21 protein-coding genes and 1 tRNA gene are annotated in these 20,842 nt (G+C 48.2%); 10 read left to right on the top strand and 12 right to left on the bottom strand.

Translation table 11 applies throughout. From position 1 onward, the window contains the following. Positions 1-47: 47 nt before the first annotated feature. Together UF06_RS17985 and UF06_RS17980 are read left to right on the top strand one after the other, a co-directional pair. Positions 48-800 (top strand): pseudouridine synthase, encoded by a 753-nt coding sequence (locus UF06_RS17985; protein ID WP_045571671.1) that lies wholly within the window; start codon positions 48-50, stop codon positions 798-800. 36 nt (positions 801-836) lie between these two features. Further along, entirely contained in the window at positions 837-1,799 is a 963-nt protein-coding gene (locus UF06_RS17980; protein WP_045571670.1) for a D-2-hydroxyacid dehydrogenase, read from the top strand. Between the two features lie 76 nt (positions 1,800-1,875). Here the strand turns inward: UF06_RS17980 and UF06_RS17975 are convergent, their stop codons facing one another. The 5 genes from UF06_RS17975 to arcA all read right to left on the bottom strand — a co-directional run bounded on the left by UF06_RS17975 (position 1,876) and on the right by arcA (position 6,437). Next, complete coding sequence (locus UF06_RS17975) at positions 1,876-2,265, bottom strand: RidA family protein (protein WP_045571669.1); 390 nt, start codon at positions 2,263-2,265, stop codon at positions 1,876-1,878. Between the two features lie 117 nt (positions 2,266-2,382). Next, positions 2,383-2,844, bottom strand: coding sequence for an aspartate carbamoyltransferase regulatory subunit (gene pyrI, locus UF06_RS17970; protein WP_039430560.1), 462 nt, complete (start codon positions 2,842-2,844; stop codon positions 2,383-2,385). 15 nt (positions 2,845-2,859) lie between these two features. Next, positions 2,860-3,789 carry an aspartate carbamoyltransferase gene (pyrB, locus tag UF06_RS17965; protein ID WP_039430559.1) on the bottom strand — a complete coding sequence of 310 codons (930 nt, stop codon included), beginning with the start codon at positions 3,787-3,789 and terminating at the stop codon, positions 2,860-2,862. Between the two features lie 280 nt (positions 3,790-4,069). Next, positions 4,070-5,074 carry an ornithine carbamoyltransferase gene (gene argF, locus UF06_RS17960; protein WP_045571668.1) on the bottom strand — a complete coding sequence of 335 codons (1,005 nt, stop codon included), beginning with the start codon at positions 5,072-5,074 and terminating at the stop codon, positions 4,070-4,072. Between the two features lie 142 nt (positions 5,075-5,216). Beyond that, a complete protein-coding gene (gene arcA, locus UF06_RS17955; protein ID WP_039440179.1) occupies positions 5,217-6,437 on the bottom strand; it encodes an arginine deiminase in 1,221 nt (406 codons plus the stop codon). A gap of 566 nt (positions 6,438-7,003) precedes the next feature. Here arcA and rraB point away from each other — a divergent pair. Both rraB and UF06_RS17945 read left to right on the top strand, forming a co-directional pair. Then, entirely contained in the window at positions 7,004-7,426 is a 423-nt protein-coding gene (gene rraB, locus UF06_RS17950; RefSeq protein ID WP_045571667.1) for a ribonuclease E inhibitor RraB, read from the top strand. Positions 7,427-7,587: 161 nt separating this feature from the next. Then, a complete protein-coding gene (locus tag UF06_RS17945; protein WP_045571755.1) occupies positions 7,588-8,388 on the top strand; it encodes a hypothetical protein in 801 nt (266 codons plus the stop codon). Position 8,389: 1 nt separating this feature from the next. Here UF06_RS17945 and UF06_RS17940 read toward each other — a convergent pair whose 3' ends face one another. The 5 genes from UF06_RS17940 to pepA all read right to left on the bottom strand — a co-directional run bounded on the left by UF06_RS17940 (position 8,390) and on the right by pepA (position 14,537). Beyond that, positions 8,390-8,884 (bottom strand): GNAT family N-acetyltransferase, encoded by a 495-nt coding sequence (locus UF06_RS17940; protein WP_045571666.1) that lies wholly within the window; start codon positions 8,882-8,884, stop codon positions 8,390-8,392. A gap of 46 nt (positions 8,885-8,930) precedes the next feature. Continuing rightward, positions 8,931-9,341 (bottom strand): DUF2061 domain-containing protein, encoded by a 411-nt coding sequence (locus UF06_RS17935; protein ID WP_045571665.1) that lies wholly within the window; start codon positions 9,339-9,341, stop codon positions 8,931-8,933. A 216-nt stretch (positions 9,342-9,557) separates the two neighbouring features. Next, positions 9,558-12,416, bottom strand: coding sequence for a valine--tRNA ligase (locus tag UF06_RS17930; protein WP_045571664.1), 2,859 nt, complete (start codon positions 12,414-12,416; stop codon positions 9,558-9,560). Between the two features lie 94 nt (positions 12,417-12,510). Continuing rightward, on the bottom strand, positions 12,511-12,960 hold the full coding sequence (locus UF06_RS17925) for a DNA polymerase III subunit chi (RefSeq protein WP_045571663.1): 450 nt from the start codon (positions 12,958-12,960) through the stop codon (positions 12,511-12,513). 65 nt (positions 12,961-13,025) lie between these two features. Then, on the bottom strand, positions 13,026-14,537 hold the full coding sequence (pepA, locus tag UF06_RS17920; RefSeq protein ID WP_039430544.1) for a leucyl aminopeptidase: 1,512 nt from the start codon (positions 14,535-14,537) through the stop codon (positions 13,026-13,028). A 193-nt stretch (positions 14,538-14,730) separates the two neighbouring features. Between pepA and lptF the strand changes: the two genes are divergently transcribed. Together lptF and lptG are read left to right on the top strand one after the other, a co-directional pair. After that, on the top strand, positions 14,731-15,831 hold the full coding sequence (gene lptF / locus UF06_RS17915) for an LPS export ABC transporter permease LptF (protein WP_045571662.1): 1,101 nt from the start codon (positions 14,731-14,733) through the stop codon (positions 15,829-15,831). A 3-nt stretch (positions 15,832-15,834) separates the two neighbouring features. Further along, entirely contained in the window at positions 15,835-16,905 is a 1,071-nt protein-coding gene (lptG, locus tag UF06_RS17910; protein WP_045571661.1) for an LPS export ABC transporter permease LptG, read from the top strand. A gap of 29 nt (positions 16,906-16,934) precedes the next feature. Here lptG and UF06_RS17905 read toward each other — a convergent pair whose 3' ends face one another. After that, the gene (locus UF06_RS17905; protein WP_045571660.1) at positions 16,935-17,408 is read right to left on the bottom strand and encodes an RDD family protein; all 474 of its coding nucleotides are present in this window, start codon (positions 17,406-17,408) and stop codon (positions 16,935-16,937) included. Positions 17,409-17,600: 192 nt separating this feature from the next. On the opposite strand from UF06_RS17905, the gene UF06_RS17900 reads away from it, so the two are divergent. The 4 genes from UF06_RS17900 to UF06_RS17890 all read left to right on the top strand — a co-directional run bounded on the left by UF06_RS17900 (position 17,601) and on the right by UF06_RS17890 (position 19,874). Further along, positions 17,601-17,685, top strand: a tRNA-Leu gene (locus UF06_RS17900). 1,070 nt (positions 17,686-18,755) lie between these two features. After that, positions 18,756-18,908, top strand: coding sequence for a hypothetical protein (locus UF06_RS17895; protein WP_020329560.1), 153 nt, complete (start codon positions 18,756-18,758; stop codon positions 18,906-18,908). A gap of 10 nt (positions 18,909-18,918) precedes the next feature. Then, complete coding sequence (locus tag UF06_RS26945) at positions 18,919-19,056, top strand: hypothetical protein (RefSeq protein WP_020329561.1); 138 nt, start codon at positions 18,919-18,921, stop codon at positions 19,054-19,056. A 62-nt stretch (positions 19,057-19,118) separates the two neighbouring features. Next, complete coding sequence (locus UF06_RS17890; protein ID WP_045571659.1) at positions 19,119-19,874, top strand: hypothetical protein; 756 nt, start codon at positions 19,119-19,121, stop codon at positions 19,872-19,874. 267 nt (positions 19,875-20,141) lie between these two features. Here UF06_RS17890 and UF06_RS17885 read toward each other — a convergent pair whose 3' ends face one another. Then, a complete protein-coding gene (locus UF06_RS17885; RefSeq protein ID WP_045571658.1) occupies positions 20,142-20,780 on the bottom strand; it encodes a hypothetical protein in 639 nt (212 codons plus the stop codon). Positions 20,781-20,842 lie beyond the last annotated feature (62 nt).

The raw sequence follows: 20,842 nt of genomic DNA, 5'->3' as shown, positions 1-20,842 counted from the left end.
TGCCACTCAACGGGCGACCTTGATTGATTTTGTTATGAGACACTTTTATGTCTGAGTTTGAATACCATCCGCCGACCGACCCTTGGATAGACATTGTCTATGAAGATGGGCATATCTTGGTGGTTAATAAGCCGTCTGGCCTGCTGTCGGTGCCGGGGCGCTTGCCGCAATACCACGACAGCGTCTGGAGTCGTTTGAAACAGCAAGACCCAGATATTCAAGTGGTACACCGTTTGGATCTCGCCACCTCAGGCTTGATGCTACTAGCCAAAGGCAAACATGCAGAATCGGCACTGAAGAAGCAGTTTCAATACCGTTTAACGCACAAAATCTACTACGCTCGCGTTTGGGGCCATGTGGAAGCCGATGAAGGCATGATCGATCTGCCGTTGATTGTCGACTGGCCAAATCGTCCGTTGCAGAAAGTGTGTCATGAAGAGGGCAGGCCATCGCAGACCAAGTTCCACGTGGCCAAGCGTGAAGTGCACCCCAATGGTGAGCAGACCACCATCATGCGCCTGCTGCCGATCACCGGCCGTACTCACCAACTGCGTGTACATATGCAGTCCATCGGTCATCCGATTGTCGGGGATGAGTTTTACGCTAGCGGTGAAGCGCGCGCCTTTTCTGCACGTTTAGAGTTGCATGCCGCCGAGCTGAGCTTTTATCATCCGAAGAATCGTTGGCTGCGCAGCATCTTTGTGCCGTGTGATTTTTATCCGGAGGCGCAAGAGATGATCTTTTCTTATTACGATCCTGCGCGTAAATTACCGGATTACAAAACGCTGTCCAACCCTTAATCAACGAGCGATGGGCAGTGCATTACAGGAGTTGCTATGTCACTGCCCACTATCGTTTTTCTCGACCGAGCCACCATTCCCGCTCACATTCCACTGCCGCAAGTCGATTTTGCTCACCACTGGATTGAGTACCCTCTCACCTCGCCAGAGCAAGTGGTGGACCGCCTGCAAGCGGCTGATATGGTTATCACCAACAAGGTGGTGTTAGACCAAGCGCTGTTAAGTCAACTGCCCAATCTGCGTCTGATCGCGGTGGCAGCCACCGGGTTTAATAACGTGGATGTGGACTACTGCGCGGCCAAGCAGATTGCGGTGAGTAATGTGCGAGGCTATGCGGGCAACTCAGTGCCGGAACATGTGATGGCGATGCTGTTTGCCCTAAGACGTAATCTGTTTGCTTATCATCAAGATATTGCCGCTGGCGTCTGGCAAAAAGATAAGCAGTTCTGCTTTTTTACCCATCCGATTGGCGATATTGCTGGCACAACCTTAGGCATTATTGGCGCAGGTGCACTGGGCCAAGCCACCGCCAAACTGGCGCGAGCTTTGGGTATGCAGGTGCTTTTTGCTGAGCACAAAGGGGCGACGCAGTGTCGTGAAGGGTATCTGCCGTTTAGCGCAGTGCTGCAAAACAGTGACGCCATAAGCTTGCACTGTCCGCTGTCTGAGCACACGGTCAATTTGATTGGCGCGGAGGAACTGGCGCAAATGAAGCCATCGGCGATTTTACTCAATGCTGGGCGAGGTGGTTTGGTTGATGAGCAGGCGTTGGTCGCTGCGCTGAAAAATGGTGTAATTGCTGGTGCTGGCGTGGATGTGTTTAGCCAAGAGCCTGCGGATGAAACCAATCCGCTGTTGGCGAACATGGCGTTGCCGAACTTGCTGCTCACACCGCATGTGGCGTGGGGCAGTGATTCGGCGATCAGCAAACTGGTCGAGATCCTGATGGAAAACATCAATGCATTTTGGCGCGGTGAAGCGTTAAATCGCGTAGTGTGACCTCGCGCAGAGACAAAAAAGGGTGACCTCGTGTCACCCTTACTTTTTGCCGCTCTCGGTGAGCCGACTCAATCAATTATTTGCGTACCGCAATCGCTTCGATTTCGATGCCAACATCTTTCGGTAGGCGAGCCACTTCTACGCAAGAGCGGGCTGGGTAGTGCGCCACGTTGTGCTCGTCAAAAAACTTGCCGTACACGTCATTCACTGTGCCGAAGTCATTTAAATCTTTGACGAAAACCGTCATTTTTACGATGTCGCCCACGCTCAGGCCAGAGGCTTCGACCACGGCTTTGACGTTGTCGAGAGACTGACGTGCTTGCGCTGCGATCTCTGCTGGGATTTCGCCGGTCGCAGGGTTGACGGGGATCTGGCCAGAAGTTAGGACCATGTTGCCAAGGTCAACGCCTTGAATGTAAGGGCCGATGGCCGCAGGCGCCGAATCAGTGTGAAGTACTTTAGTCATTGTTATGTTCCATCTTGATTGAAGGGAAAACAAAAGAGGCTTCAGTGTGCCGCGAAAGGGATGATTGGTAAAGAGAAAATCCCCCAGCCGCGAAGGCTGGGGGAGTGCTTGTAATGATTAACGCTCGGTGACGATTTCGCGTGAAAATACTTTCTCGCAGTACTTACATTTCAAGCGCACATCGCCTTTCTTTTCAAACACGCGAAAGCTACTGGCTACTGGCTCGTTGTGAGAAATGCAGTTGCTGTTCGGGCACTCGAACACATCGCTGACAAACTCCGGCAACTCTAATGCCAGTTTCTTCACCACGTGATAGTTTTCGATTTGGTTAACGGTCGCGTGCGGGGCATACAGCGCCAGTTTGCGCGCTTGTTCTTCACTGATGAAGACGTTCTCAATTTTGAGCAGATCTTTACTGCCAAGCGCGGAAGAGGGCAGATTGAGGCCGATGGTGACGCGCTGGGAAGAGTTGTGCATATCGAACAGTTTCAGCACCTTAATGCCCACTTGTGCCGGAATGTGGTCAATCACTGTACCGTTTTTAATCGCTTCAACCTGCAATTTTGTCTCTTTTTCCATGCTATTTCTCTCCGATTACAGTGATTCATTCAAAACTAGGGCTAACAGGGCTTCACGCGCGTACACGCCGTTGCCCGCTTGTTGGAAGTAGTAGGCGTAAGGCGTTTTATCCACATCGGTGGTGATCTCGTCGACGCGTGGCAGCGGGTGCAGCACTTTCAAGTTATCGCGGGCATTTTCCAGCATGGCGGCGGTGAGGATGTAAGCCGATTTGATGTGCACGTATTCCGAGGCATCGAAACGCTCTTTTTGCACGCGGGTCATGTAGAGAATATCCAACTCTGGGATCACGCTGTCCATGTCGTTGTGCACGCTGTAGGCGATGCCTGCTTCATCCAACTCTTCCAGAATGTACTCTGGCATCGCCAGCGCATCTGGCGCGACAAAGAAGAAACGGATGTTGTTAAATTTCGCCAGTGCTTGAGTGAGCGAGTGGACCGTGCGGCCATACTTGAGGTCGCCGACAAACGCCACGTTGAGCTCGTCCAAGCGGCCTTGGGTTTCAGAAATGGTGAACAGATCGAGCAGGGTTTGCGTTGGATGCTGATTGGCACCATCGCCCGCGTTAATCACGGGCACGCCGTTTGAGAACTCCGACGCCAAACGCGCTGCGCCCTCTTGCGGGTGGCGCATGACAAACGCATCCACATAGTTAGAGATCACTTGCACGGAATCGGCCAGTGTTTCGCCTTTTTTCGCCAGCGAGGTGTTACCGCCATCGTCAAAGCCAATCACGTCGCCGCCGATGCGCTGAATCGCCGTTTCAAACGACAAGCGGGTACGGGTCGAGGGCTCGAAGAAGCAGCTCGCCACCACTTTGTTTTTGATCAGATCTGGATTTGGCTCTGCTTTGAGTTGACCAGCCGTTTTGACAATCAATTCCAGCTCAGCACGGCTCAGCTCCGGAATGGAAATAATGTGCTTTTTATAAAGCGAGTTTGTCATAGTCGTCTTCCCTATCTGAATGTTTCAGGCAATAAAAAAGCCTCCCATTACGGGAGGCTTTAAAAATCAATCGGATTAGTCAATGCAACGACAGAAGAAACAGCGCCATGCAGGTGAGATTGAGTGCCTGCTCGTCGTGCTGTGTTGGTTGTCAAACGCATTGTCATTTCATAACCCTCGGACAAATTGCCGGGTATTATACGCATCAAGCGCGTGAGCGCAAGCGATTACATCAAGCTTTTACGCGCCAATATAATCGATTAACTCACTTGTGTTTCGGTTAACTGCCCAGCGTTGCCACCATCACCGCTTTGATGGTATGCATGCGATTTTCTGCTTCATCAAAGACAATTGAGTGGTCTGATTCAAACACCTCTTCTGTCACTTCTAGCCCTTTCATCCCATATTTTTCGGCCACTTGTTTGCCGATGACGGTTTCATCGTTATGGAAGGCGGGTAAGCAGTGCATAAATTTCACCGCAGGATTGCCCGTTTGCTTGAGCATCGCCATATTGACTTGATACGGCTTCATCAGCGCCACGCGCTCATCCCACGCTTCCGGTGCTTCGCCCATTGAAACCCACACATCGGTGTAGAGAAAATCACACCCGGCTACGCCCTCTTCGACGCTTTCGGTCAAGGTGATTTTTGCCCCGCTTTCGCTGGCAATGGTTTGGCAAAGGGCCACTAACTCCTCTTCCGGCCAAAAGGCTCTCGGCGCGACTAAACGAATGTCCATGCCCATCTTGGCCGCGCCAACCATGAGCGAATTGCCCATGTTGTTGCGCGCATCGCCAAGATAGGCAAATTTGATTTGATGCAACGCTTTACCTTGGCCGTGCTCTAGCATGGTGAGGAAATCTGCAAGAATTTGCGTGGGATGGAATTCGTCGGTCAAGCCGTTCCAAACGGGCACGCCTGCGTACGCGCCAAGCTCTTCAACAATCGCTTGGCCAAAGCCGCGATACTGAATGCCATCGTACATTCGCCCGAGCACCCGAGCGGTATCTTTCATCGACTCTTTGTCGCCGATTTGCGAACCGGATGGACCGATGTAAGAAACCTGTGCTCCTTGATCAAAAGCGGCCACTTCAAACGCGCAGCGTGTACGGGTCGACGCTTTTTCGAAGATCAGCGCGATGTTCTTGCCTTGTAAGGTTTTCTTCTCGGTTCCGGCGTACTTGGCTTTTTTCAGCTGCGCGGAGAGGTCCAGCAAAAACTGAATTTCCTTCGGCGAGAAGTCCAGCAGCTTGAGAAAATTGCGATTGCGAAGATTAAATGCCATGAGCCAGCCCTTTTTCTATGAAGAGTTATGGCCCTAGTAAAACATATAAATGCTATATTTGTGAATAAATATTTTTATTTGCGTAAGGAAAAACCGATGCGTAAACATCGGTTTTTGTTGAAAAGGCTAGGAGTTAGCGAGATTAAATGTCATCGCGTTCAATCGGGCAGCTCATGCAGCGTGCGCCGCCACGTCCGCGTCCCAGTTCATTGCCGGGAATGGTTAAAACCTCAATCCCTGCCTTGTCATACTTTTCATTGGTGTAGACGTTGCGCTCGTAGCCAATCACCACGCCCGGTTTGACGGTCAGCACGTTATTGGCATCATTCCACTGCTCGCGCTCGGCTTCGTAGTTGTCGCCACCTGTGGTGATGATGTTGAGCTGATCCAAACCAAGAGCCGTTTCGATAGCATGCAGATAGTTATGCGATGCCTCGACGCGCATTTCACCGTTTCCTTGCGGTGTGAGGCGCCAAGTATCGAGATCTTTGCGCATGATTTCTGGATAGACCGAAAAGGTATCGACATCCATGTGCGTCATGACGGTGTCTAAATGCATGCAAGAGCGGTGTTTCGGCAGGTCGATGGCGATCACCTCTTTTGCTTGGCCGGACTTAAACAGGCTCGCCGCGAGGTTTTCTACCCCTTGTGGCGTAGTGCGCTCAGACATACCAATTAACACCGCGCCTTTGCCGATCACTAGCACATCGCCTCCTTCGATATTGGCGTTGTCGTAGTGCAGGTCTTCATCACCGAAGTATTTGATGAAATCTTGCCCTGCAAACGTCGGGTGCCATTGGTAAATCGCGCGTAAATGGTTGGTTTCGCGTTGGCGCGCCGCTTTCATCATTGGGTTGAGTGACACGCCTCCATATACCCAACACGAGGTGTCGCGGGTGAAGAGATGGTTGGGTAGCGGCTCAATGACGAAATCCAGCGGGCGCTTCATTCTCGGTAGCATAGACGCGGATTTGATCGGCAGTTCAGAGTAGGCTAATCCGCCGAGTAGAATGGTTGCCAGATGCTCATCGTCCATATCAGAGAGATAGTGGCGCAGATCGCGGGCGAAAATCGGCCCGTAGCGAAAATCCGAAATTTGCACATTCAGCAGCCAATGTTTGGCTTGCGGCACGGCTAGGGTTTGAACCAAGAGATCGTGCAGCAGTAACACTTCAACCCCTTGGCTGCGCAGTGTGTTGGCAAACGCATCGTGTTCTTGGCCCGCCGCCTCAACTGCTAACACATCATCAAACAGTAACTCGTGGCAGTTGGAGGGGGTGAGATGGGTTAGGGCTCGTTCTGGGCGGTTTAGCAACACTCGTCGCAGTTGACCGACCTCGGAACCGACATACAGCTTACTCATTTTGCATCCTTACAATTTATCCTGCCGCTATTTATGACAACCTTATCTATAAGATGCAAATCACTTTGCTTTGTTTAAATTCTGCATTTTGTCTTTATAATGGTTGTTTATGCCATTATTTGTTTCAATATTGGAGTTATGGCTCAGTCTGGTGTTCATCCTTGTAGAGGGCTAAATATGCGTTTTTATGCGCGTCTCTTAGCGCTCCCTGGCTGAACAATCTCAGGAAATGATTGAATAAGCATTCAATAATATGCACTTATTGCCGCTCCATTAGTCGTAATCTTACTTTTTGACAGAATTTAATCGTGAATGAAGCGGCAAATTTTAGGCAATTATATTTATTAGCCGTCCGTTTTTGCTCACGTAGGATCTTCTGAATCTTACTGAAAAGGTAAATTTGTTAATTTAGTGTAGCAAAGTTGGCGTGCTTGTGACTTTTGCTCGCCGCAGCAGAGAAAGATAAAGGGGAAAAGAGTTTGTCGGTGGCTTTTCCGCTCGATCCATGCCATATTTCACCGCATTAACGATGAACCAAGTTAGAGTTACGATTCCGGAGCTAAACCATGTCTCACGAAGATGAATATCTGTCAGTTGAAGAATTAATCGAGATTCAAAAGGAAGATACTCGCGATATTATTGCTGCCCTACTCGAGGATGGCAGCGATCCTGATGCTCTGTATGAAATTGAGCACCATCTGTTTGCCGAAGACTTTGAGACGCTGGAAAAAGCGGTGGTTGAAGCCTTTAAGATGGGTTTTGAGGTTTTGGAAGCGGAAGAGACCGAAGATGAAGATGGTAGGATCTTGCTTTGCTGTGATGCGACCATGCAATCTGCCCTTGATGCCGAAGCGATTGACGCCCAAGTTGAGAAACTGGTTCATCTAGCTGAAAAATATGACATTATTTATGACGGTTGGGGCACGTACTACGAAGGCGAAGACGCGCTTTACCCTGATGATGACGAAGACGACGATTACGAAGATTAATCGCTTGATTTGAAAGCTGGCAAACGCCAGCTTTTTTATTGCCTGCTTTGCTCGCCACCAAACGATTTGATTATGTGGTCATTAATCTACGCCGCGATGTCTCGCCTCTGCGATACGAATGTGCGTATAATGGCGCAAATTTGATCTGGCTCAATATTATTATGCAACTCTCGCTTAGCGGCCTTTGGCAACTTTCTCCTCTTACCGATATCTCCATCGCTCAAGATGACATTACTTTTCCCGCTCCGCTGAGCCAAATTTTGCCTGACGATCTCTCAGAGCAGGAAATTGCCCAGCAAGAGTGGCATTTGATGCATGACATTGAGGTTGACGAGGCGATGCTGGTCTTTCCTGCGGTTGAGCTGGTACTCGGTGGGGTTGATTATCATGCTGAGGTGCGCCTCAATGGGGTAGCGGTGTTTGATTGCGACCAAAGTCAACTTGTCTATCGCAAAGATATCCGACCTTACCTGCAACTGGGGCGAAATCGTTTCGAGATCCTTTTTCTTGAGGAAGAAGAATCCTTACTGTTTGACGAAGATGAGCCGGGTGTGTGCGTACTGACGGCCAATGGCTATCAAAAAAGCGATGAGCGTATCGGCATCTGGCAAGTGCCGTATCTGCAATTTATCCGTCATGTGCGACTCGATCACATCACCACCGAGCAGATCTGGCATCACGGCGGTGGCTGTGAGTTTAAGGTTGACCTTTATTATCAAACTTTTGCGCCCGGCTTAGTCTCGGCGGCGGTGAAGTTCAACGGTATGACGTATCAGATCCCGATTGATGTGAGAGCGGCACACGCCTGCGCGCTGTTTCAGATCGAAGCGCCGCGCTATGCCGATCTCAACGATCCCGATCCGCGAGATCTTTACTCACTGACGGTGGAACTCGATGGGCAACGCCAAGAGTTCTCAGTGGCGCTTAGCCAAGATCTCTGTGTCACCCATTGGGTGTGGTGAATTATAGATCAGTGATCATCACCACTTCACAGGCGTCATGTCCGGTGTTGCCCAGTGGCGCATCGAGATGGCGAAAGCCGACTTTTTCATACAGTGCCAGCGCTTCTTTCAAGTTGGCGGTGCTTTCAAGATAGCATTGTTGATAGCCCATGTTTTTCGCCAACGCTTTACACAAGGCGATGATTTGCTTGGCCAGCCCTTGGCCGCGGCAAATGGGTAAAAAATACATTTTTTGTAGTTCACAAATATCTTCAGCGCCGCTGAGCGGCGAGAAGCCACCGCCCCCGACCACTTCGCCTTGATGTTCCACCACCCAATACGCAGCGCGTGGTTGCTTGTAGACACTGTACAAATCGTTCAGTGTCGGATCGGCAACGCTGTAGCCTTTATCGGCGGTTAAGCCATATTCGGCCGAGACTTGGCGAATAACTTGGGCAATTGAGGAATTATCCTCAACCGTGATAGGGCGTAAGACAAATTCCATCTCTTTTGACATAAGACCATTCATATTTCAGTTCACGATGGCCAAAACTATAGAGTGGCTATGCCGTTGGGTGCAAACAAAAACGGTGTGAATCGCGCGTTTGTTTGCTTGCACTGTGGCGTAACCAGACCTTTTCATGAAAGTAGTACACTACTGTATTGATCGAAGGTTCAATCATCGCCATGATGCCACCGACCAAAAGGTCACCAGTCAACAGGTAGGCTACGGAAAACGCCACGCTGAAATGGACGGTCGCAAAGCTGGCGGTTTTGAGTTTGGTCATCCACTGACGCGCTTTTAATGCGGGTGCTTGCGCCCATGTTTTCTCATGAAAGTAAAATGCCACGGTGTTCACTGAGGGCTCAATCATGGCGATCAAGCTGCCGATGAGGATGTCACCAGTTAACATGTAGGCGACAGTGAAAGCGACCGTAAAATGAAGTGCTGCAAAAGTTAGTGTCTTTTTCATGATAATGACTCATCGTTGCGTTGTTTCGATAAGTCTATTATTGAGAATTGTTATCATTAATTCTAATGGGCAGTTAAGATTAGTTTGATAGATAAAAACTATTGATTGGGATGGAATGAGAAAGCGATATCTTCTAACGCGTTCGAGCCATAAAATGCAAAAAGGGTTGATGCTTTCACATCAACCCTTTGATCCTTAACTTCTAACTTTTAGCGATTAAAGTGCCGCGATCGTTGTCTTCTGCTCTTCTAGCTTGACGAGTGTCTCTTTGTAACCTTCCAGCTTTTCACGCTCTTTGGCGATAACCGCTTCAGGGGCTTTTGCCACGAAGCCTTCGTTGCCCAGCTTACCTTCGATGCGTTTGATTTCGCCTTGTGTTTTCGCTACTTCTTTATCCAAACGAGCAAGCTCGGCATCTTTATCGATGATGCCCGCCATTGGGATCATCAGCTCAGATTTACCGACCAGTGCTGTCGCGCACGCAGGTGTTGCTTCACCGGCTGCGAGCACGCGTACTGACTCCAGCTTCGCCAGAGAAATCAGTACCTGCTTGTTCGCTTCAACGCGCGCAGCATCTTCTTCTGTCGCCGCTTTTAGCATTACAGACAGAGGCTTACCTGGGTTGATGTCATACTCAGCACGTAGGTTACGGATGCTGGTGATGAAGGCTTTCACCCACTCGATGTCATCGAGCGCTGCTTGGTTGAAGTTCGCTTCATCGTATTGAGGCAGAGCTTGCAGCATAATGGTCTCGCCTTCCACACCGTCAACCAGTGGCTTGATGCTTTGCCAGATGGTTTCGGTGATGTAAGGAATCACAGGGTGAGCCAGACGTAGCGTCTTCTCCAGCACTGTGATTAGCGTACGACGCGTACCACGTTGCTGTGCTTCAGTCCCTTTCCATAGAACGGGTTTGGTTAGCTCTAAGTACCAGTCACAGAATTGGTTCCAGATGAATTCGTACAGGGTGTTGGCTGCCATATCGAGACGGAAGTTGTCGATATGGTTGTTGAACGCTTTCGCTGCCAGTTCAAACTGAGATTCGATCCATTTGTCCGCCAGTGAATATTCGATCTCACCACCGCCAAAGCCACAATCTTGCTCTTCGGTGTTCATCATCACGTAACGGCTGGCGTTCCATAGCTTGTTACAGAAGTTACGGTAACCTTCCAGACGCTTCATATCCCAGTTGATATCACGACCTGTGGATGCCATTGCAGCAAGCGTAAAGCGCAGTGCGTCTGTACCGTATGCTTCAATGCCGTTTTCAAATGTCTTACGTGTGTTCTTCTCGATCTTCGCTGCTAGCTGAGGCTGCATCATGTTGCCACAACGCTTCTCTACTAGAGACTCTAGGTCGATACCATCGATCATGTCGATTGGGTCAAGCACGTTACCTTTCGATTTCGACATCTTGTCGCCGTTTTCATCACGGATTAGGCCGGTAACGTAAACGGTTTTGAATGGCACTTGTGGCTTACCGTTTTCGTCTTTGACGAAGTGCATGGTCATCATGATCATGCGCGCAACCCAGAAGAAGATGATGTCGAAACCCGTCACCAGTACATCTGAAGGGTGGAAGACTTTCAGATCGTCTGTTTGCTCTGGCCAACCTTGCGTGCCGAACGTCCATAGCGCAGAAGAGAACCAGGTATCCAGTACGTCTTCGTCTTGGTGTAGTTCAATCACCGACTCTAGGTTGTGCTTTTGACGAACTTCTTCTTCGCTGCGACCTACGTAAACATTGCCTTGGTTGTCGTACCAAGCAGGAATGCGGTGACCCCACCACAGCTGACGAGAGATACACCAATCTTGAACGTCACGCATCCAAGAGAAGTACATGTTTTCGTATTGCTTAGGTACGAATTGAATGTCACCGTTTTCAACCGCTTCAACCGCGGTTTTTGCCAGCGGTGCAGTGCGCACGTACCATTGGTCAGTCAGCATAGGTTCGATCACCACGCCACCACGGTCGCCGTATGGCACTGTCAAGTCGTGATCTTTGATCTCTTCCAAAAGGCCAAGCTCGTCGAATTCCGCCACGATCGCTTTACGCGCCGCGAAACGCTCCATACCTTGGTATTTGGCTGGAATCTCGGTGGAGTACACATCACTTGGCTCACCGTTGGTGGTGAACACTTCTGCAGCGTCGCGGATGTTGGCATCGAAAGTGAAGATGTTGATCATCGGCAGTTGATGACGTTTACCCACTTCACAGTCGTTAAAGTCGTGCGCTGGGGTGATTTTCACACAGCCTGTACCTTTTTCCATGTCGGCGTGTTCATCGCCTACGATTGGGATACGACGATCAACGATAGGCAGGATGATCTCTTTACCAATCAGATCTTTGTAACGAGGATCTTCTGGGTTCACCGCCACACCAGTATCGCCGAGCATGGTTTCTGGACGTGTGGTGGCGACAACGATGTAGTCTTTACCATCTGCGGTTTTTACGCCATCGGCTAGCGGGTAGCGGAAGTGCCACATGTGGCCCTTAGTCTCTTTGTTCTCAACTTCGAGATCTGAGATCGCGGTGTGCAGTTTAGGATCCCAGTTAACTAAGCGCTTACCGCGGTAGATGAGGTCATCTTCGTATAGACGCACGAACACTTCTTGAACCGCATTCGACAGGCCTTCATCCATGGTGAAGCGCTCACGATCCCAGTCGACTGACGCGCCAAGGCGACGAAGCTGCTGAGTAATGGTGCCGCCTGATTGGCCTTTCCATTCCCAGATTTTGTCGATGAAAGCGTCACGACCGTAATCGTGCTTAGTTTTGCCTTCTTCTGCAGCGATCTTACGCTCAACCACCATCTGAGTGGCGATACCTGCGTGGTCGGTACCGACTTGCCAAAGGGTATTTTTGCCCTTCATACGTTCACAACGGATCAGCGTATCCATGATGGTGTCTTGGAACGCGTGGCCCATGTGTAGGCTACCTGTGACGTTCGGCGGCGGGATCATGATGCTGTATGACGCTTTCGTCGTGTCACCGTGTGGCTTAAAGTAGCCTTGCTCTTCCCAAGTCTGATACAGAGCTTGTTCGATTGAAGTTGGGTTGTATGTCTTTTCCATAGCGCTCTTTAAATGGATACGTTGATGGTTGAATCTGAGTCAATCTCTATAAGTGAACTCTCTAAAGAGAGAGCTTAACTATAAGGATTGACGGTTAGTTGTGTTCAATTTCGATGGTTTGCAAGTGATAACCAGCTTGGCGGTAGATTTTATACCTTTCTCTCGCGAGCTGTTTAGCTTTTTCTTCGCAAGGGACGAAGTCTACCACCTCAGCAAACTGGTTCGCAAAGGTTGTCTCATTTTCCGCCAAGTTTATGACCAACTGCCGATTCCAACAAGGGCGCACAGCAGAATGGCCGATCTCAATGTTGGTGGCGTATTTCGGTCCTTCTCCGACCAAATTGTGCGCGACAAACTGTTCGGGTTCGACTTGCCAAAAAAACTCCGCCATCTGCTCGGCGTGAGTTTTGCTGTTGCAGTTGAGATACACTTTGGCCCCTTGCTTAGCAAAATGATGAGCGAGAAACACCACGTAGTGGGCGAATCCGAGGTCACTCGCTTGAGGGCTTTGTGGCTGAATAATGTAAAACGTGGCTCTTTGCATCGTCGTTTAACCTTAGGTTGAACGATTAAAAAAGGGCCTTGAGGCCCTTTTTGTTGTTGAGAGTATTACTCTTCAATTTCGTGGTGGCCGCTGCGGTTCAATAGGAATTGGACCAGCATTGAGACCGGACGGCCCGTTGAGCCTTTGGCTGCGCCAGAGCGCCACGCCGTACCCGCGATATCCAAGTGAGCCCAGTTGTATTTCTTGGTGAATTTAGACAAGAAACAGGCCGCAGTAATGGTGCCGCCAGGACGGCCACCGATATTGGCCATATCCGCAAATGGACTCTTAAGTTGCTCATGGTATTCATCTGCCATCGGTAGACGCCATGCGCGATCGCTTGCTTGCTCAGAGGCATTCACCAGCTCGTGTGCCAATGGGTTGTGGTTCGCAAGCACACCAGTAATGTGGTGGCCAAGGGCAATCACACACGCACCCGTTAGCGTCGCTACGTCGACCACACAATCTGGTTCGAAACGTTCAACGTAGGTGAGCGCATCACACAGCACCAAGCGGCCTTCCGCGTCGGTATTCAACACTTCGACCGTTTGACCTGACATGGTGGTTAAGATGTCACCTGGGCGGTATGCGTTGCTGCCCGGCATGTTTTCACAACCTGCTAGCACGCCAATCACGTTGAGTGGCAGTTTGAGTTTTGCCACCGCTTTCATCGTGCCGAAAACCGAAGCCGCACCACACATGTCGTACTTCATCTCATCCATGCCTTCGCCGGGTTTGAGCGAAATACCGCCTGAGTCAAATGTGAGGCCTTTACCGACCAGTACAATCGGTTTAGCGTCTGGATCTGGGTTACCCTTGTACTCAATGACCGACATCATGGATTCGTTTTTCGAACCACGGCCAACCGCCAAGTAAGAGGTCATGCCCAACTTTTCCATCTCTTGCTCGCCAATGATCTTGGTAGAAATGGTGTCGTAGTCGTCCGCTAGGCGGCGAGCTTGAGAGGCCAAATAGGCTGGATTGGCGATATTCGGTGGCATGTTGCCGAGGTCTTTACACGCTTTCACGCCAGAAGCAATCGCAAGGCCGTGAGTAATAGCGCGCTCACCCATGTTCAGTTCACGACGAGTCGGTACGTTGAATACCAATTTGCGCAGTGGGCGACGAGTTTCAGGTTTTACGCTCTTAAACTGATCAAAGGTGTACAAACCATCTTTCGTTGCTTCAACGGCTTGGCGTACTTTCCAATACGTGTCACGTCCTTTCACGTGCAGTTCAGTTAAGAAGCATACGGCCTCCATAGAACCTGTTTCGTTGAGCGTGTTAATGGTTTTTTGAATGATCTCTTTGTACTGACGTTCGCCCAGTTCGCGTTCTTTGCCGCAACCGACTAAAAGAACACGTTCAGAAAGCACACCCGGTACTTGATGCAGCAGTAGCATCTGGCCTGGTTTACCTTCGAGATCACCACGGCGAAGCAATGAACTAATATAACCGTCACTGATTTTATCGAGTTGTTCGGCTACTGGAGAAAGGCGACGTGGTTCAAACACACCAACAACGATGCATGCGCTACGTTGTTTCTCTGGACTGCCACTTTTTACACTGAACTCCATGCGTACTCCTACATCCTGAAGACAAATAGTTCTAAATGTTAGATAATGACCGCTTACTTGTTGAATTCTATTCTCGGTCTACTCTGTTAAAGCTCAGATTAACATTTAGTCAGTTTTTTAAAAAAATAAAAGGTTCAACGGGAAACTATAGTGATTCGACCAAAAAAACAAGTTTTGTATAGGTAATTTCAGCGTGATTATTGTTAGATATTTGATCCGCGAGACACTCAAGAGCCAATTTGCGATCTTTTTCGTACTTTTTTTGGTGTTTCTCAGCCAACAGTTCATTAGCGTACTGGCCGATGCGTCGGATGGTGATATCCCTACTAGTCTGATTGTTTCAGTGGTTGCATTGAATATGCCTTCAATGGGGCTTTTGATGCTGCCATTGAGCTTGTATATCGGTATTTTGATTACTTTTGGTCGCCTCTACGCCGAAAGTGAAATTGTCGTCATGAATGCTACTGGCATCGGCAATAAATTTCTCATCCAAGCGGCCCTCTATCTCGCTGTGATGACCTCTGGCTTGGCGGCTTTCAACGCGCTTTGGCTTTCTCCTTGGTCGATGGATAAAGTAGAGCAACTGACTGAGCAAGTGGCGGCCGAGAACAGCGTCGATTTACTGAAAAAAGGACAATTTCAGTTCACACCTGACCGTTCTTCGGTGGTTTTCATTGACGATATTAAAGACAAGCAGCTGTCTAATGTGTTTGTCGCACAGTTATTACCCCGAGACTCAATTCTTCCTAGTGTGATGTTTGCCAGCTCTGGCGAGGTGAAAGAGTTGTCTGACGGCAGGCAGATCATCTCAATGAAAGAGGGGACACGCTATGAGGGCATTCCGACACGCGTTGAATATATGATCACCGAATTTGCCCAGTATGACGGGCTGATCGGTCAGCGAGCGGTGAAGTATCGGGGTCGAGATTGGGACGCAACGCCAACGCTGGACTTAATTGGTCACCCCGATCGTGAAGCGCAAGCTGAACTGCAATGGCGATTCTCACTGTTTGTCTGTATTCCACTGCTGACCATGCTGGTGATTCCTCTCTCTGCGGTCAATCCACGTCAAGGCCGATTTGCCAAGATGGGGCCTGCTATCTTGATCTACCTCGCTTACTTCTTAGCGATCAGTGCCACCAAATCGGCATTAGAAGAAGGGGACATTCCAACATCGGTTGGTATGTGGCCAATTAATGGCATGCTGCTGTTGGTGGCGATCTTGGTCAATCTGATGGACAGTGTTCCGGTGCGACGCATGAAAGACAATTTTAAGAAGAAAAGGTTGGCGTAACTCGTGTTCAAAATTCTAGACCTTTATATTGGTAGAACCATCGTTGCCACCACCTCTTTGGTTCTGGTCACCTTTGTCGGCCTCTCCGGCATCATCAAATATGTGGAACAACTACGTAAAGTCGGCAAAGGAGCTTACGATCTGTTGCACGCGCTCTACTTTGTTGTTTTGAGCATTCCACGCGATATCGAAATGTTTTTCCCCATGGCCGCATTACTTGGGGCGCTGATTGGCCTAGGCATGTTGGCATCTAGCTCAGAGTTAGTGGTGATGCAAGCGGCGGGATTTTCTAAGTTGGACATCGGCCTCTCAGTGCTGAAAACAGCGATTCCACTGATGTTGGTTGTGATGACTTTAGGCCAGTGGGGCGCTCCTGAAGCGCAGAAGTTAGCGCGAGACTTACGCGCTTTTGCCCTTTCTGGCGGCAGCATTGTCTCGGTGCGCAGTGGGGTTTGGGCCAAAGATGCCAATGATTTCATCTTTATCGGCAAAGTGGATGACGATAAGTTGTACGGGTTGAACATGTGGCGCTTTGATGCTGACAAAAAGCTGCAAGCAGTGGTGTTTGCTGAAGAAGTCGACTACTTACAAGACAATCGTTGGCTGATGCGCTACGTGCAAATCACCAATATGCAAGATGAGAAGGTGATTACTAAGCAGTCACTAGAGCAGATGGATTGGGAAACGTCCTTGGCTCCAGACAAACTGGCCGTGGTCACCGTCAAACCTGAAGAGCTTTCCATCAGTGGATTGTATCACTACGTCACTTACTTGAAAGCGTCAGAGCAAGATGCTTCTCGCTATGAATTAGCGTTTTGGCGTAAGATCACTCAACCTATCTCTATTGGCGTGATGATGCTGATGGCGCTGTCGTTTATTTTTGGCCCGCTGCGAAGTGTGACTATGGGGGCGAGGGTACTGTCTGGTGTAATTGCCGGATTCGCATTTTATATCTCCAGCGAATTTTTCGGTCCGCTCAGCTTGGTCTACGGCATTTCCCCTGTATTTGGTGCCATTGCGCCCAGTATCGTCTTTTTAACTATCGCGGTGATGCTGCTCAATCGGAAATTATAAAAAAATGGAAGGCTTCGGCCTTCCATTACTTATTTTGCCACAGGCAACACTACGACTTGGGTTTTTGCCCAAATATCATGGAACCCTCGTTTCTGAGGGTCAAAAGGCACAGCGAGGTTGGCAAGGCCAAAGGCGGAAGTGGCGATACGAATCAAGGCTTGAGTGGTGCTGATCATCGTCCCCTCTTGATTTCTTACCTGAATCTTCCAAGCGCGCATACCCAACGTCTGCCCTGCTCGGGTCCAGAAAAAGACAAAGAAATAGACCCACACCGCCGCTAAGTAGAAGGTAAACATTGGGCTAAATATCGGATGTCTGCTGAGCAGATCCGCGGCATCGAGATATTCCCCATAGCTTAGTATTCCCATCCCATTTAAAGCGAAGAGCACTGCCATCACTACGCCAGCAGCAATCATCTCTAGGGCAATAATAATCAGGGCATCATAAAAAAGCGCCGCAAGCCGGCGGAACAGGCCAGCAGGTGGCAATGTTGTTATAGTCATAAATGCATCACTTACCGTTAAAATCGGGCGTCAGGATATAGTTCTCGCCATTGGAATAAAAGAGAGCTAACGCACACTGTGTTCATTTGTGGCGAAAATCTAGGCAAACGGTAATTATTTCAATCTTTTGCTCTTGCACAACCGAAAAGCTTACGTATAATGCCAAGCATCGAAAGGCAATAGCCTAAAGATGCCGGTGTGGTGAAATTGGTATACACGACGGATTCAAAATCCGTTTCCTTCGGGAGTGGCGGTTCAAGTCCGCCCACCGGTACCATATATAGAAAGGTCGCTTTTATAGCGGCCTTTCGTCGTTTTATATGTTTGAAAATATTCTACTTTTCAGGTATTTACCTCCGCTTTCCTTTCCTGCTATTAGCGAAAAATCTCTCCCGATAAACTTCCTTTATCAACCTTTAAATTTCTCCCATGGTCCATATATGGTTCATCGCATGACGATTCTGTGCGCAAGGGAATCCTAGTAAATCCAACAAACTCCGGTGACTGCTAACTCGTAAGCTAGTATTACCAAGGGCTGCGGAGTGGAAGAACCATGGTCGTACCATGGTGACTTTACGGTGCTATGCGCTTCTGGTTTGGCTGCTATGTGGTTTCTGATCGTTTTGATGGATGGTAGAAAACCGTTTTGTTATGGGAGGTTTTGCGGTGTGTGTGGTAAGTGCGTTGGGGTAGTACATCTATTAGTAAGCACTCTCAAATCAACAACCATTGGCGATAATAGTGAATGCTGCTCAATCATCCTCCGACTAAATCCCCTTAAACTCTCTGCCCCCTTACATTGCAATTATCTAAGCGCGATTAGCGGTAGCTTTCCTCATAGTTACTACTACCCATCAGTGCGTGAATATCGCTGCTCTAAGCTCGCTGAGTGATGATTTTGGTACTATCTGGTGAGTTGTGTGCGAGATTAGTGCACTGAGTGGCGTACCGTGGAAAAATATGTGGTTTGAGCGAGTGTCTATGTGAGTTATGGACTCTAAACTTGTTGCTGGTGTCGGTAGTTGTAGGATTACGTGGATGTGGCTTGATAGATGAGGGCTAGGTCTTGGTTGGGATTTTTATATTAAATATATAATAACCAGTACAACAGCTTGCCGTAGGCCGCTGTTGTACTGGTTATTATTAATACTATGTTAGTGGCTCTGGTGGCGAAATCGGTAGGTAATACAGTAGTAGTTTCCCTTTTAAGCTATGACATTTTTCACTCATTCGTCCAAAATCACTGAATATCACTAAGAATCACTGAACAATTACCGTCCCATCATCGTCGCTACGAAATTGACTCTCATACAATGTCATCGTTCATTCAACAAAGGAGATAGAACGATGAGCAACGGTAATAAACAGAACGATCATAAAGCAAACCAAGCCAATGGTAACAAAGGAACTTCTGGTCACAATACGGCGTACCAGAAAGTTCTTGATAACAGAGCTAATCAATTGAACCCGAATAACTCACGTTACCAAGGCAAAAAATAGGAGATTCAATATGATTGATACTTCGGATATGTCACAAGACGAACTAGACCTATGGTCAGATATCAATAACCCGAATAATGATGCAGATATGGATGATTGGGCGGATGCTCACAATCCTAATAACGATGATTATTTAGGTGATGACTAAGATGAAAGCCGATGATTAAATATCATCGGCTTTCTTTTAAATAACAGTTGGTTGGCATGACGATGAGTGACGATAAAAAATACAAATACACAAGGCAGTTGTTGAAAATTGCTAAACAAGAAGGCAATTACACGAATAAAGATATTGAGAAGAAGGCTGGTTTGAGTGGGTCTTCCGGCTCTTTAGCGTCTCGGTGGTTAAATGGTTTAGCCCCCGCTACTGAGAGGCAAATGCGTTATTTTATCAATAACTATGGTCATCTGCTTAAGCGACAAATGGAGCATCTGTACTATCAGTTCATGCCAGATGGCGAAGACTTGGTAATTCATTACGTTAAAATTTCTGGTAATGTCATTTTTAAACACCAGATCCGCTTAGATCCCTCCCGTGAGTATAAAAAACAATTGAGCGTATTTAGGGTCGTTGTGATAGAGAGAAACGGAGGTTATAAACTTCTACTGCAATATCGAGCAGGACTTATCCAATGGAAACAAGTGCAAGATGGAGAGAAGATAGTTTATCAACCCCATATTCGTGACTTTAAAGCTCTAAGCCACGCAGATAACGAAGAGGCTAATTGGTATATATGGAGAGTTATAGATTGCGATAATGTGGATAAATTAATAGAAGAATTTGAAGTGTCTTTAGAGAGAATACTAAGGCAAGATAATATTATTGATTGGGCAAAGAATATGGGTAAAGCGGACAGTAAAGCGACGTCGCATTATTTCAGTATTAAACACGTTGCTCCGATGCAGTTTTCTTTCTATCAAAAGTTAATGAAACTTGGCTTGCAGAGTGAGTTATTGCCGTTTTAAGATTAACGCGAAAACCCAATAGCCTATGAGGGGCTCAATCCTCAAAGCAGAACTGGATGCCAGTTCAACAACAAATACCTTTCATCATGAGCACCACCTTAGCTTTAAAGTTGAGGTCGTGTATAGGTATTCGGATAACCTTGTAATCTGTCACTGACTAGGTGAAAACGCTGAGGCAAGTAGCTGAAACGGTTCAAGGTTTATTAGGGATAGGGGTGGGTAAAGCCGAACCATATAACTTCGTGTTGTATCGTTCGGCTTTTATTTTTACTTTATGCAATTCTTGATTTTGCCTATTAAAAACTCGCCAAATTCTTTAGTTATCTGAACTTTATCGTTACCGAAGTTAAGCGTGCCTAGAGTGAAATTTCCTGACTTCGTCACTGGAATAGTGGGATAAAGTTGTCGGAATTCTTCTAATGCTGTGTTACGTTTAATGTCATATTCCCACCATGAGCCACCGAAGTCACAGCTATGGTTTTGTCCTTCCATATACCAAGGCCAGCGTTCTTTCCATGCTTCTTGTTTGATTTCTTCTTCCGTAACCGGAAACAGATCTCCGGTGACTTTGAAGTAGCTGAGCAAGGAACCTGCTCCAACGGCTGTTGTTATGACGATATCGCCTTTGGTCACACCCTTTGGTTTCTTTTTGGAAAAGTGTAGGTTCTGGTGGAGATCAGAGAAGTCTCTTTGTTCTTCAAGCAATACTGGATCTTCTTGGGTTCCGATTGGCTTGAGGAAATAAAGTGGCTCTTTATCAGAGTCGCTTTCTGATGAGTAAACTCGTGGCAGGATATCGATGTCAGCAGTTGGTTGCTTTGTTTCCCATGCTTTTTGTGAGGTATCCGCCCCATGAACCCACGGGGCGATATTGTTAGTGTTTGAAGTTCCAAGGCAGGAGTGCATCGATATCAGGTTCCGCTTTCGCTAACTCCTGCATGCACTTGACCATGTAGTCGTAAAGGATA

Origin of the sequence: Vibrio sp. S234-5, assembly GCF_000960595.1 — a bacterium.
Taxonomy (GTDB): Bacteria; Pseudomonadota; Gammaproteobacteria; order Enterobacterales; family Vibrionaceae; genus Vibrio.
Note: the sequence above shows the minus strand (reverse complement) of the source record. Positions and strands in the feature narration are given on the sequence as shown.